This window comes from Metabacillus bambusae (genome assembly GCF_017497975.1).
Taxonomy (GTDB): Bacteria; Bacillota; Bacilli; order Bacillales; family Bacillaceae; genus Metabacillus; species Metabacillus bambusae.
This window is the reverse complement of record NZ_JAGDEL010000001.1, coordinates 40,306-53,777: the sequence shown is the minus strand read 5'-3', so window position 1 is coordinate 53,777 and position 13,472 is coordinate 40,306. Positions and strand designations below refer to the sequence as shown.

Here is a 13,472-nt window from a genome sequence, read left to right as displayed (position 1 = left end):
AGGAGTGGTTGCATTGGCTAATAAATATTGTCCTATATGTGAAGAAGAAAACGGGTGTATGATAGGTGCTGGAGAAAACGGTAACTGCTGGTGTAACCTAGAAAAATTTCCAAATGAAATCTTTGAATTGGTTCCTTTGGAAAGTAAAAGAAAACATTGTATATGTAAAAAATGTTTAAATAAATTTAGAGAAGAGCAGAAAATGAACAAAAAATATGAGTGAACTCTACAAGGATTATACGCAATAGAAGACAATCTGCTTATTGAACTGATCGGGTGCGATTGTTTGGGAAAATAAAAATGGAATGATTTTTTGTTAGAAACTATAAGTTATTTACCAATACTCAATTAGTTATATTAATAAGCTAAAATAATATGTCAAAATTCAGTAATTTGATTCTTTTTTTGTTAAAACTGCTTGGAATAGAATTTCCCTTCCCCATTTCTTTCTGACTTATCGACCATTTCCTTTAACTAGATGTAGCGATTAATGAAATGATTATTTTGTCCAACAATTCAAGAGCTCTAAAAGAATACTTTTGTATTGAAGTTACTCCACTTTTTTTGGGGATGCTTTTTCATTTCCTTATACTTTGCAACTAAAGAAAGATTGAGAAATTATATTCAGATACATTTGAAATGGGGTTTATTTTCAGTTTGGGAAGAATTGTACTTAAACAAACGTTGCAAGAGTTGAAGATAAATGTTAGTGAGAGCTATTTTTTCTTTTTGTAAAGTCGAAGGAATATTAAATTAGATTGGTAGATTAACTTGACAATTTCATCCAACTTAAATATAATTTAAGTAGTTAAGTAATTACTTAACTACTTATAAGGGAGGGAAGTATTGATTGTCCATAAATGAGTTGTTTAAGGCATTGTCTGATGAAAATAGAAGAAAAATGTTAGACCTTTTACGAAATGGAGATTTGACTGCTGGAGATATTGCTAAACATTTTGAAATGAGCAAACCTGGAATATCGCAACATTTGACGGTGTTAAAAAATGCTGATTTAGTTTATGCCATTAAAAGAGGTCAATATGTTTATTATTCTTTAAATTCAACCGTTTTCCAAGATATTATGAAGTGGATTGTTCAGTTTAATTTTAATAATAAGGAGGGAAATTAATGTTAAAGGTAATTTGTATAATATTTTTAACCGTTTTATCTTTTGGCGTAAGTCTTTATTTGTCTTTTACGAATATAACTGTCGATGAAGCTATATATGGAACAAGGGAAGTAGTATTATTTATTATTCCATTCACAATGCTTATAGTTAACAGTAATATTTTCATTCTTCCAAAACTGATTAAAAAACAAGGTTCTTATTCTCGTTATAAAAATGGGTTCGAAGCCATTTTTCTATCACTTTCAATCATTTTATTTATATTTCATTGTGCAATACTCCTGATAACAACAGGGACAGAAATGAACCTACTCTTATTAGTTCCTATAAGTGTTGGATTAGTATTGATTACAACCGCTAACACTCTTCCAAGATTTCTACTTGAAATAAATGAAGATTCCTCTCAAATTTCTAAATCAACCAACCAAGTGTGGAATATTGTTATACGCCCATTTTCTTTACCGATATTTATTGGGGGTACACTAATGTTGTTTTGCGTTTTTCTTCCAGGTAACCTGATGCTTGTTAGTTTTTTCTCTATTCTTTTGCTTACATTACTCGTATCGATTTTTCGTTCATACAGAGCATATCAAACACAAATATATAAATGATTATAAAAGGTAGGAGGGGATTATTTGAAAATAGAAAGAGTTTGTTCAGAATGTGGGTCAACAAAAGTGTAAACTGGTAAATTTAAGGGTTATGGAGCTTTGTTTAAGAAAAGAACAGTAGTTAAAAGTTCCCCAGTTGATGCTTGCTTTTGTGTGAATTGCGGTTTTATATTACTTCTTAAGGTTAGAAATCCAGAAAAGATTGTTTAATAAGTCTTATACTACAAACGGAGTGCATTATTCAAGTAGGGGTAATGCACTTCTTAATGAACTAAAATTGTGATATTTTTATTATTTTAAGTATGATTTTAAAACAAAGCCCCCTTACTTTTATGAAGCAGTAAGGGGGTGTTTCAATTTTATTTATTCTTCGTGTTTTAATATAATACGTTCGTTTAATGGTTGAATATCACGATTGTTACTATTGTAATAACTTTGGAAAGCGTCGATTTGTGTTTTCGAGATTTCTACTGGATTTTTCATGACATACCATTCCACATTTTCTGAAAGAGGGGGAGTAGTCAATGAACCAAGGTAGTGATAATAACTTTTGTTAGTAGGAAGCATAGCGGCAATACTGATTTCACCAACATCAGTGTTTTTATCACCTTTTTTAATGCTATCAATCACTTTTTTAAATCCTTGGTTTTCTGCACCTTCATTGAAGAACACACTAATAACAGCTATTCGACCGTTTTGTGCTTTATTTACAAAATGTGCTTCAATTGGATATTGCTTACCATCAAGTTTATGCTCACTAGGTGCATGAAAATGGAATTGTGTTAAATCAAAGTTACGTCCATTGATTTTTGCTGTTCCAGTAGCGTCTACTTGGATACTGTGACCATTGTCCACTTCATCAAGTACAGCATTATTATAGTTAAGTTCAATTACTCCACTGTCTTTCATTGCCTGTGTCTTAGTTGTGTTAATGTCGATTGGTGATTGTGTATCGCCGGATTCAAACGCCCAATTTTTTTGATCTGTGTAATTCACTTCATCTGTTGCTACCTTTTCTTCTATGTCTTTTTTGTTAGTTGAAGTTATGTTAGTACATCCTGTGATAAAAATATCATCATTTGCGCTGAATAATTACGAGAATAAATGAAAAAATAGTTTATTCTATTCAAACGATTACAGATAAAAGTCGAGCGCATTAATACTATTGATTCAGGAGATACTATTACATAACAAAGGAGGTACTATATGGATAAAGAAATAGAAAGAATGACCAGTACATTACATCAAATGGAAATGGACTATTGGATTCACCAGGATTTATTCCATTTTCATTGGTGGGTTATACTAATCATGAATGTAATCTTTCTCATATTATTTCTTTTCTTAATAGATCGACAAAGAATTTTACTGATCACATTGGCATTTATAATTAGTTATGTAATCAATACTATTTTTGATGATATCGGAGAATACTTCCTATTATGGAGTCATCCTCATCAGTTAGTTCGCTTTCTTGCACCAATCGCTACAGTAGAATTTATTATTATTCCTAGTATTATAGCGTTAATGTATCAATTCTTTAGTAGGTGGAAGTTCTTTTTTATTGCAAATTTTATTGTTGCAAGTTTAATCTCTTTTATTGTACAGCCAATCTTTGTTTATATTGGTCTCTATAAATTACACAATTGGACTTACTTTTACTCATTAGTAGTTTTGTTCGTGATAGGGGTTGTTGTAAAGATCGCCGTGGACTTTATTGAAAAGAAACAACTTAACCATCTTTAAACAGATGTTTTTCATTTTTGCTAAAACTAACAAAATTATTTTTCATTATATACCTTACGAAAAGTAAAAAAACTTTGGGTTTAAATCCAAGGCTTTTTTACTTGACGACAATGGCAATAATGAAGCAATGGAATCACTTCTGTATTGAAAAAAACCGCAGAGTATCAAATCTACGGTTCAGCTTTTAATGATTAAGATAAGAGAAGGTATTAACCCATTTATCTATAGAATAAAAAACTAGATGTAAAATAATTTCCATCTTATGGAAACTAATTAATAAATACCTTCCTTCTCCAAAATGGAAAGTGCTATCTTAGCAGCAGAGCTTCCACCTGCTTGCTTATCACCTTGAATATGAACAGCAAAGAAAAAAGTATTATCGATAGTTTCTACATATCCTACAAACCAACCTTCAATGAATTCTCCATTTACATCTATGGTTCCCGTTTTTCCAGATAAAAGTTTACCATTTGATTCTTCTATAAATAAGGAGTCTTTCACAGTTTGAATATTGGCTTGTTCAAAAGCGAATTCATTATCATAAAACTTTTTCAACAAATCTACCTGTTCAACAGGAGAAATTTTTAGAGATTCATCTATCCAATAATTAGTTATATTGCCTGATAAATCGCCATTTCCGTAATTGATCTGTTCATAGTAATTTTGCAATTTCTTTTTGCCCATTTGTTGGTCAAGATTTTGAAAATACCATGTGACGGAGTTTCCCATAGCAGAGAATAAATCTTGGTCTTGATTCCATTCTTCATACGGATGTAGAGTTTCATCCCAAGGCATTTGAGAATTGTATCTTGTAATAATCCCAGATTCTAACGCAAACAATGCACTGAATATCTTATAAGTGGAAGCAGGTGCGAATCGTGTAGTACTTTCTTCTGTATTATGTATAGTGTACTTTTTTATTTTGGAATCATAAAGTACAAAACTCCCTGAAAATTCATCAAAAATACTACTGTAATCTTTGTTCACTAAATTAGTATTAGAAAAGGAATGTATTTCTTTGTTCACAGCCAATACCGATAGCGATGGGATACTAATCAAAATGATTGCCAGAACAATGATGAATACTAAAGCACTTTTTATCTTTAGCAGAGGAGGTTCTATTTGGAAATTTGCGATTTTTACAATACGCCTTTTTATATGTTTGTAGGAGCTGCTGATTTCCGAAGCAGCTAACAAAGATGATGTTCGTTGGGATAGAGAAGCAAATCTTAATATTACCTCACCATATTTGAGATGTGATTCCTTATCCAGCGTTTTTAAAACTGCATAATCGCAAGAAATCTCCATTTCTGTTTTCATTTCTCTTAAAAAATACCATACGAGTGGATTAAACCAATAAACTGTTCTCGACATACACATGATATAGTTTACTAGCATATCTCTCCGTTTACAATGGTACAACTCATGAAGCAAAACACATTTCATTTCGTCAGTAGAAAGCATTGAAATATCTTTGGAATGATAATATATGGTTGGAAAAGTCCAAAGGTAATAGGTGATTTTATTAAGGAGGAATAACCTAAAACAATCTTTTTATGAATATGTAATTCCTCTTTACATGAATTAAAAAGTGTTGATAGCTCTATATTTCCAACTACTTGTAAGCTCTTTTTTATTTGGCTAATTCTTAGATTGCTATATAAAGTAGCAAAGAGCATAATAATCATTCCTACTATCCACACTATGAAAAAGATAGAATCTATCATTTTGAAGGACGAATGGTCAATTGACATAGAAAAATCTTGTAGCAAATTTGCACTTTGAACAGTTTCTTGCGTTGTTCTTGAAGATTGGATATCAGATAATTTTGCATGGCTTGTTCCAAAGTTTATCATCCAGTCAAAAAAAGAATTTGTGTTAAGAAAATGAAGGGGGATAAATGGAACAAGTAATGTTAAAAGAGAAATCACACTGATATGATAATTGGTGTTTACAGTAATTTGAACCTTTAATATTATTTTTATGAGTACGACGATGCAAAAAATCACAGCCAATATGATATTACTGATAAAAAAGAGAGTAAAGAAGGAACTGCCCATGTGATTTCCTACTTTCTGTTCTTTCGGTCTTCTAAAATTTGATACAATTCGTCAATTTCATTATCTGATAGCTTATCATTTTCCAAAAAGTTTAATACCATTGAGTTAAGAGTGCCATTATAAAAACGATTTAAAAAACTATTGCTCTCAATTTCTAGATAATCACTTTCAGCTACATTTGGTGTATAAACGAATACACGGCCATCTTTAGAATGATTCAAAGCACCTTTTTTTATTAGCCGTAACAACATCGTTTGAATTGTTTTAGGGCTCCATTCGCTAGTTCTAGATAACTTTTCAATAACCTCATTGGTATTGATAGAAGGATGTTTCCAGATTATTTTCATAACTTCTAATTCTGCTTCTGAGATTTGGGGTATTTTTTTCATATAAACCATCCTAAACTTACATTTGTAATAATTTAATTATATTGTTCGTATTTTAAGAAGTCAATGAATGAAATAATAAAGCAAAAACCTTTGACTTGGCTATAGTCGATAAGGTGAAAGTCCTAAAATAGTGAAGACAGTAGTAGCGGTAGTTTAAGACAAGGAAATGAGGGGCGATCTGTAGTCTGAAGAAAGTTGATAGCAAAATTTAAAAGAACTTACAAATGTAGTATTTTGGTTATCATTGTTATCACTTATAGATATGAGTAATCATTTTACTAGGTTTAAAAGGGTTGACTTAAAAACTTACATGTGTAATAATTCATAAAAATTACATTTGTAAGTTTTGTTATTTAATAAATGGTAAACAGAAGGCTGTTTTTCATGTTATTCCCGGAATAGCAGTAGACTGCTATTTATAGGGGAATTGGAATGTGAAGGGGGAAAACTCATTTAAGAAAAATAAAACCATTAAATAATTATGAAGTAGAATTCCATGGGATTGAGCGAGTTATCAGGTTGTTTTTTAGGGGCATTTTTAATCGAAGTATTAAAAGAATACATAACCGTTGAAGACGTTGTGACAAGATATACAAATACTTTTAGAAATTGATAAGCTCATAGAAAGGTGAAAATGTGTCATATGGTACATGAACTCATGCTAATAAACATATGATATTCATGCTTTTTTGCAAAGTTTTGACTTTAAATCTTACAAGTGTAAGTTTAAGGATTCGCATTCTATACTCTATAAAACAAAACTATAGCTGGAAAGACGACTACATCAGATCACCAGTTACGGTTAATTAAGGAAAGTCGAAAATTCAATGGTTGAGAGCTTGAAATATAAAAATTATGAAAAAGGAGGAGGCAGCTTTGAAAGAACAAAACTGAAATGCATCTGAATACCGGAAACTTAGAAAGTTAAGATATGTTCGGATTAATGTTTTCTTTTTTCTTGTCTTTTTACTATTCGTTGCACTTGTTGTCCGTTTAGGAATCGTTCAAATTGTACAAGGGGAAGAGTTTTCAAAAGAAGTTTTAAGAACTGAATCTGATTATGCAAGCCTTCCAGCCCCAAGAGGGAAAATGTATGACCGTTATAACCGAGTAGTGGTGGATAACAAAAGTGTTCCAGCAATCACATATACAGTTGACAAGACTACAAAAGCAGCAGCAGATAAGATAAATACAGCAAAAAAGCTTGCAGAGTATATCAGTTATGATGCCGAGTTTTTAAAGGAAGAGCTAAAGGATCGTGATATTAAAGATTATTGGTTAGCATTAAACTCTGAAGAGACCAAGAAACTGCTTTCTGAAAAAGAGTTAGAATTAGAGCCAACTAAAGCTTACAGACTACAAGTTGAGCGTGTTCCAATTGAGGAGATAAAAGCAATAAAAGCAAGTACTAAGCAGCAAGAGCTTGTTTTTATTTACACGCGTTTTTCTTCAGGTTACCAATATGAACCCCAGATTGTAAAATCAACAAATTTAACTGATACGGAAGTAGCTACTGTTGCTGAACATTTAGAAGAATTACCAGGGATTGACGTTATCACTGATTGGGACCGTTCATATTCATATGGTGATTATTTAAAGACAATCTTTGGTGGGCTAACCTCACCTGAACAAGGAATTCTTGAATCACGAGAGGATTTTTATACGGTAAGAGGATATGCTCGAAACGAACGTGTAGGAAAAAGTTATCTAGAGTACAAGTATGAAGATTACTTAAATCCAAGTAAAGCAAAAGTGGAATATATTTCAGATAACAGCGGAAAGATTGTTTCTGAAAAAATTATAGATGAAGGACAAAGAGGTTATGACTTAAAGCTTTCATTTGATATGGAGCTTCAAATGAAAGTCGAAGAGATCGTAGAGGAAGAATTACGTAAAGCTAGTGGAGGCCACTTTTTAATGGATCGCGCATTTGTCGTGATGATGGATCCCTATCAGGGCGATGTTTTAGCGATGGTTGGCAAGCAACTTGATCCACATAACCGTAGTAAAGTACTTGATTATACGTACGGTGCTTTTACTACACAGTATGAAGCAGGATCAACTATAAAAGGTGCAACGGTTCTTGCTGGTTATCAGGATGGAATGCCACATGGTCAAACGTATTATGATGCACCGATATATTTAAAGGGCACACCTGAAAAGAAGTCATATAGTGCTTATCCTTTAGGACTAATGACTGATTTAAGTGCATTAAAGCTATCATCAAACGTGTATATGTTTTATGTTGCGATGAAAATTGCTGATATCACTTATGTTAAAGATGGGCCATTGAATGCAACATCAGAGGATTTCCAGAAGCTAAGAAATTATTTTGCGCAATTTGGTTTAGGGGTTCCAACTGGGATTGATTTACCACAAGAGTCATCTGGTTTGCAAAATACACCCGATGAGGCAGGGAAGCTTTTGGATATTTCGATTGGTCAATTTGACACGTATACACCACTTCAATTGGCACAATATGTTTCTGTGATAGCAAATGGTGGATCACGGATTCAGCCTCGAATTGTAACAAGTATACATGCACCTGTTGAAGGTTCAGAGCTTGGGCCAATTGTTGTTGACAAGGAAGCAAACGTTTTAAATAAGGTTAATAACACAGCAGAGGATTTAGAGCGGGTTCAACAAGGATTTAAGCTTGTCGTTACTTCTGGAACTGCTAAAGGCAAATTTTCACATGATGTTGCTGGTAAAACAGGAACTTCAGAAACAGTCTATTATGGAATAAAACGTGAGTACTGGGGAAAAGAAACGCATAATTTAAACTTCGTTGGTTATTATCCTTCAGAAAATCCAGAGGTAGCGTTTAGTGTTGTTGTTCCATGGCTTAGTAATGATAGTGATCCAATAAATAAAAAGATTGCGAATCGAATAATTGAAGCCTATGTGGACTTACAAAAGAAATATGTAACAACTACTGAAATTGAAAAGCAAGAAGAAGTAAAATAAAGGAATAAATTGATTAGGGAATTCAACCCAATTTTACATATATTTAACTAACATTTGGTGATAATTAAAATTTTGGAAAGAGGTTAGATTTTAATGAAATCATGGAACACAATTAATATTAAGTTTAAAAAAGTTGTACCAGTACTATTTCTCTCTTGTGTAACGCTTGTAGGTTGTTCAGGTGATAACAACGATTCTACTCAACCTCAACAAAAAAAACAAGAAACTGCAATGACAGATGATTTTGCGAAACTTGAGGATAAATTTGATGCTAGACTTGGCGTCTTTGCACTGGACACTGGCACAAACCAAACCGTAACTTATCGATCAGAAGAACGTTTTGCATATGCATCTACTCATAAAGCTTTAGCTGTAGGTGTACTGTTACAACAAAAGTCAATAGCAGACCTTAACCAAAAAATTACCTATACAAGTGAAGACCTTGTAAATTATAATCCGATCACAGAAAAGCATATTGATACAGGAATGACTCTTAAAGAGCTTAGCGATGCTTCTCTTCGATATAGTGACAATACTGCAGGGAACCTCATACTTAAGCAAATTGGCGGACCTAGTGGGTTTAAAAAATCACTCAGGGAGATTGGTGATAATGTTACCAAACCTGAACGTTTTGAGCCAGAGTTAAACGAAGTTAATCCAGGAGAAATTCATGATACTAGCACAGCAAGAGCGCTTGCTACCAGCCTCCAAGCTTTCATAATCGGAGACGCACTACCAACGGAGAAACGTACGATTTTAACAGATTGGCTTAAGAGAAACACTACTGGAGATACATTAATTCGAGCAGGAGTACCGAAAGGTTGGGAAGTTGCAGATAAAACCGGAGCAGGATCATATGGAACGCGAAATGACATTGCTATCATTTGGCCACCGAAGGGAGATCCTATTGTTCTTGCAATACTTTCTAGTCGCGATAAAAAGGACGCTGATTATAATGACAAGCTTATTGCACAAGCAACAGAGGAAGTAATCGAAACTCTTAAAATAAACCATAACTAGGAAAAGGGTGAAGTAATACAATTAATTAAACTATGTAAGGAAGGACAATACCTTGCTGAATTTACCCCTCAGGAAATAATTCATTAATATTTCCTGAGGGGGATGATTTGTTAGTATTGAGCTAATTAGAGATGTAGCACTTAAAATTTGAAGATCCTTTGTAATTTAAGAAAAGATAATCTAGAAAAAATATCATCGTAAACATAAACATTAAATTGAATCTATGTATTAATTGATAAAAAATATTAAAAAATAGATATTCTTGTTAAAAGATAAATTACGTCTCAATAACTTGAGTAAACTTAGGTTATGAGATGTAATTTAATTCAAACCATTAACTTCCTAGAATATATATTATGTAAACTAAGATTTTAAAAATGGTCATTAAAGACCATAATTACTCATTATGATCTTTAGGTAAATCCATTCTGTCAACTGCACTCCTTAAATCATCATTTCTAATATGCGTATAGATCATCGTCGTTTGGATCGATGAATGTCCTAATTGTCTTCTAAGTTTAGGTACATCATTAATCTCTGAATGATATCTTGTTGCAAAAGAATGTCTTAATTTATGTACTGATAAGGCCGGTTTACCGAAAGCAATCGCATATTTTTCGATAAGTTTTTCAATTGAACGTCCGGTAAGTCGTCTTGATTTTCCTTTTGGTCCCATGGGGGCTGCAACAAATAAAGATTTGTTATTTTTCTCAACACCATACCGACTTTCTCTAATATTAAGGTATTGTTGAAGGTCATCCATGGCAATTTTACTAAAGAATACATATTGTTCTTTATTTCCTTTTCTTATTACGCGTGCAGAATATTTGCTGAAATCAATATCATCGATATCAAGGTTTACGACTTCTGAAAGTCGAAGTCCTGACCCTAAAATTAAAGATACGATCGCGGTATCACGTTCCTGATTTAATTTATAAAAGTTAAGTAATTTTTTATTATCCTTGAAGATTTCTCCGTAATCATGTGCTACAAACCGACGAAATTTTTCATATTCATCACCAAGCAAAATCTTACCTTCCATTTTGTTAGCAGTCGTTTCCATACTTTCATTTAGTTCATTAAATTCAATTTTTGCCATGACATTTCGCTGAAGATAAGGCTTTAAATCTCTAGTTTCTGCGATGTTTTGTAGATAATTAAACAGTGATTTTAAGGCTGATAGCTTACGATTAACGGTGATTTCTTTGTTATTTAATTCGTATTGAAGAGCATACAAAAATCCTTCCACTTGTTGCACAGTCAATTTTTCTAATCGTTCTAATGGAATATCCTTAACTGCACCTGAAAATAGTTGCTCTGAAATCATCCAGTTAAAAAAGATTTTATAGTCATGACAATAATTAAGTAACGAAGCTGCAGAAAGTTTTCTTCTTTTATGATCTATATACTCTGCAACATACCATGGCAATTCCTTGAGAATAGATTGTAGTTTTTTATATTGTTGTTGCTGGGACTCACTAGCGATAAAATTCCACCTCGAATTCAGTTATTCTATATTTCTATTTTAAATTTTTTAGATTATTACGTCAAATTTATATTTTACGTAATAATCTAAAATCATTATTTAAAGATTTATTTATCTTAAATTTTCATAATTTTTCACGTCATGCTTTTTTCTTTTCAAAACAGTGATACATACTTTTTTGTAATTCTACCTTTTCAGGAAAAAATAAAGAGAATTCTTCAACTAAAGTTAAATTAAACAAAAACCCAAGAATGAACACTAATTTTAGAACAAATTATAACAATAAAGTTTACCCCTATTTTCAATTTAATTGATATCGCTCCCTCCTGCGACGCTAAATATGAAAAAAAAGTCGCCTCAGCTTATTTTAGTAGTAGTATTATTATTTAGATGTTTACTACCTATTACATTCAATATTTCTCTTTTCTATTGTGGTGTTTGTTATGTTTGTTTTTTCTTCTATTTTTTTCATTTCGATTCTTTTTATATACATTTCAATCCCTTCTTCTAACCTATTCGTAAAATCGATAATTTTCTATTTTCCTTTTTTCTAAAATTTCTTTGGCATCATCCCTGATTGTTGCTCTTCCAAATAAACACCTTCATCAATCATAGAATCATAAGCAGTAATAAAGTCTTCTCTGTGCTTCTTAGCGGTTATTTTTTATGTTTCTTTTAAAATTTTAAAACTTAAGATTAACCAGCCGCGAAGAAGGGAACAAGAAAACATACAATCAGAAATGAATGAGGTGAATGTTTTGAAGGATACAATTCTTCTTTACGGCAAGAAAATTATGAAAGAATTTAAGGAGGATAGAGTAACAGGACTAGCAGCCCAGCAAGCCTATTATTATTTTCTCTCACTTATCCCTATGCTGATTTTATTAGTCTCGATAGTTCCATACTTGAATATTGAAGCAAAAAGTGCTTTAGGTTTTGTTGATCATGTTCTGCCCTCAGAATCAGCTCAGTTGATAAAGGATAATATTCTTAATATTATTAGTAATAAAAGTGGCGGTCTCTTGACTTTTGGTATTATCGGATCGCTTTGGTCTGCATCAAGCGGTATGGATGCTTTTATAAAGGCGATGAATATTGCTTACGACGAAGAGGAAACGAGATCATTTATAAAAGTAAGATTGATTTCAATTTTCCTGACGATTGGATTGATTTTATCCATTGTGGTTGCGCTTATCCTTCCAATATTTGGACAAGTTATTATTGATATGCTTCAATCTTTTATTCAAGTTTCTGATCGATTTGAGATCACTATTGACCTATTACGATGGGGAATTGCTGGTATTGTCATCATTGGCTTTTTGATGACATTATATCTTGTTGCACCAAATAAGAGGTTTCCATGGAAGCATGTGATTCCAGGAGCTGTTTTTGCGGCAATTCTATGGCTGGCTGGTTCGTTAGGCTTCTCATTTTACGTCAGTAATTTTGGAAATTATTCTACCACTTATGGTAGTTTAGGGGGAGTAATAGTTTTATTGCTTTGGCTTTTCCTAACAGGTCTTATATTTGTTTTAGGTGGGGAAATTAACGCTGTATATCATCGTCAAAAGAGCCAGGAAGTGGATGCACAAAAGACAATTTCATATTAAAAGATAAAGAAATGTTGTTCTGCTGTTTTCACTATATCCTTAAGATATTTTTTTGATAAACAGTGATACATTAATATGGTTATTATAAATCTTACATTTTGGGGGATTTTTGTGTCGCAAATCAGCGAATAAAAATCCCCCAAAAACGTATAAAACGTTGATTTATAGGGATTTAAAATGGGAGTCTTTTATGTCGCTTTACATCTCTTCAGCAATCTTATCTCCTAAATTTCACATAATTGATTCTCTTGATATTCTGAAACAACACCTATCTTATAAATTGCAAAACTGCAGTTAAGGTCGTCTATAATGATATTAACTACATAATAAAGAATCTCCAACTAATTTACTATCGCTAGATTTTTAATCACTTTAATCTTCTCACTAATTTTTACAACTTCCCCAACAAGCACAGCAAAAGTAAACCTACAGTTAAAATGGTTGTTAGCTTTTATTA

The 13,472-nt window shown here is 32.2% G+C and carries 10 protein-coding genes and 1 pseudogene; 7 read left to right on the top strand and 4 right to left on the bottom strand.

The features are described from left to right. Positions 1–13: 13 nt before the first annotated feature. The 3 genes from I7822_RS00215 to I7822_RS00205 all read left to right on the top strand — a co-directional run bounded on the left by I7822_RS00215 (position 14) and on the right by I7822_RS00205 (position 1,737). Positions 14–223: a cysteine-rich CWC family protein gene (locus tag I7822_RS00215; protein ID WP_207974798.1), complete on the top strand. Its 210-nt coding sequence runs from the start codon at positions 14–16 to the stop codon at positions 221–223. Between the two features lie 627 nt (positions 224–850). Beyond that, on the top strand, positions 851–1,129 hold the full coding sequence (locus I7822_RS00210) for an autorepressor SdpR family transcription factor (protein ID WP_279381897.1): 279 nt from the start codon (positions 851–853) through the stop codon (positions 1,127–1,129). Beyond that, positions 1,129–1,737 (top strand): SdpI family protein, encoded by a 609-nt coding sequence (locus I7822_RS00205; protein WP_207974797.1) that lies wholly within the window; start codon positions 1,129–1,131, stop codon positions 1,735–1,737. The genes I7822_RS00210 and I7822_RS00205 overlap by 1 nt, the downstream gene beginning before the upstream one ends. A 363-nt stretch (positions 1,738–2,100) precedes the next feature. Here the strand turns inward: I7822_RS00205 and I7822_RS00195 are convergent, their stop codons facing one another. Next, positions 2,101–2,733 carry a carbonic anhydrase gene (locus I7822_RS00195; protein ID WP_307847637.1) on the bottom strand — a complete coding sequence of 211 codons (633 nt, stop codon included), beginning with the start codon at positions 2,731–2,733 and terminating at the stop codon, positions 2,101–2,103. A 210-nt stretch (positions 2,734–2,943) separates the two neighbouring features. Here I7822_RS00195 and I7822_RS00190 point away from each other — a divergent pair, with 210 nt between their 5' ends. Then, positions 2,944–3,483, top strand: a complete 540-nt coding sequence (locus tag I7822_RS00190; protein WP_207974796.1) for a CBO0543 family protein — start codon at positions 2,944–2,946, stop codon at positions 3,481–3,483. A gap of 273 nt (positions 3,484–3,756) precedes the next feature. Here I7822_RS00190 and I7822_RS00185 read toward each other — a convergent pair. Beyond that, a pseudogene (locus I7822_RS00185) lies at positions 3,757–5,543 on the bottom strand (BlaR1 family beta-lactam sensor/signal transducer). Between the two features lie 8 nt (positions 5,544–5,551). Next, positions 5,552–5,932 (bottom strand): BlaI/MecI/CopY family transcriptional regulator, encoded by a 381-nt coding sequence (locus tag I7822_RS00180; RefSeq protein WP_207974795.1) that lies wholly within the window; start codon positions 5,930–5,932, stop codon positions 5,552–5,554. 939 nt (positions 5,933–6,871) lie between these two features. Between I7822_RS00180 and I7822_RS00175 the strand changes: the two genes are divergently transcribed. Both I7822_RS00175 and bla read left to right on the top strand, forming a co-directional pair. After that, a complete protein-coding gene (locus I7822_RS00175) occupies positions 6,872–8,899 on the top strand; it encodes a peptidoglycan D,D-transpeptidase FtsI family protein (protein ID WP_207975211.1) in 2,028 nt (675 codons plus the stop codon). Between the two features lie 93 nt (positions 8,900–8,992). Further along, positions 8,993–9,919, top strand: coding sequence for a class A beta-lactamase (gene bla, locus I7822_RS00170; protein WP_207974794.1), 927 nt, complete (start codon positions 8,993–8,995; stop codon positions 9,917–9,919). 397 nt (positions 9,920–10,316) lie between these two features. Here bla and xerS read toward each other — a convergent pair whose 3' ends face one another. Beyond that, entirely contained in the window at positions 10,317–11,405 is a 1,089-nt protein-coding gene (gene xerS, locus I7822_RS00165; RefSeq protein ID WP_207975210.1) for a tyrosine recombinase XerS, read from the bottom strand. A 758-nt stretch (positions 11,406–12,163) separates the two neighbouring features. Between xerS and I7822_RS00160 the strand changes: the two genes are divergently transcribed. Beyond that, a complete protein-coding gene (locus I7822_RS00160) occupies positions 12,164–13,015 on the top strand; it encodes a YihY/virulence factor BrkB family protein (RefSeq protein WP_279381896.1) in 852 nt (283 codons plus the stop codon). The last annotated feature ends 457 nt before the right edge of the window (positions 13,016–13,472 follow it).

What these genes read in the sequence shown, in the direction of transcription:
- I7822_RS00180 (WP_207974795.1), bottom strand. Translation starts at nt 5,932, where the DNA reads ATGAAAAAAATACCCCAAATCTCAGAAGCAGAATTAGAAGTTATGAAA.
- I7822_RS00190 (WP_207974796.1), top strand. Translation starts at nt 2,944, where the DNA reads ATGGATAAAGAAATAGAAAGAATGACCAGTACATTACATCAAATGGAA.
- I7822_RS00205 (WP_207974797.1), top strand. Translation starts at nt 1,129, where the DNA reads ATGTTAAAGGTAATTTGTATAATATTTTTAACCGTTTTATCTTTTGGC.
- bla (WP_207974794.1), top strand. Translation starts at nt 8,993, where the DNA reads ATGAAATCATGGAACACAATTAATATTAAGTTTAAAAAAGTTGTACCA.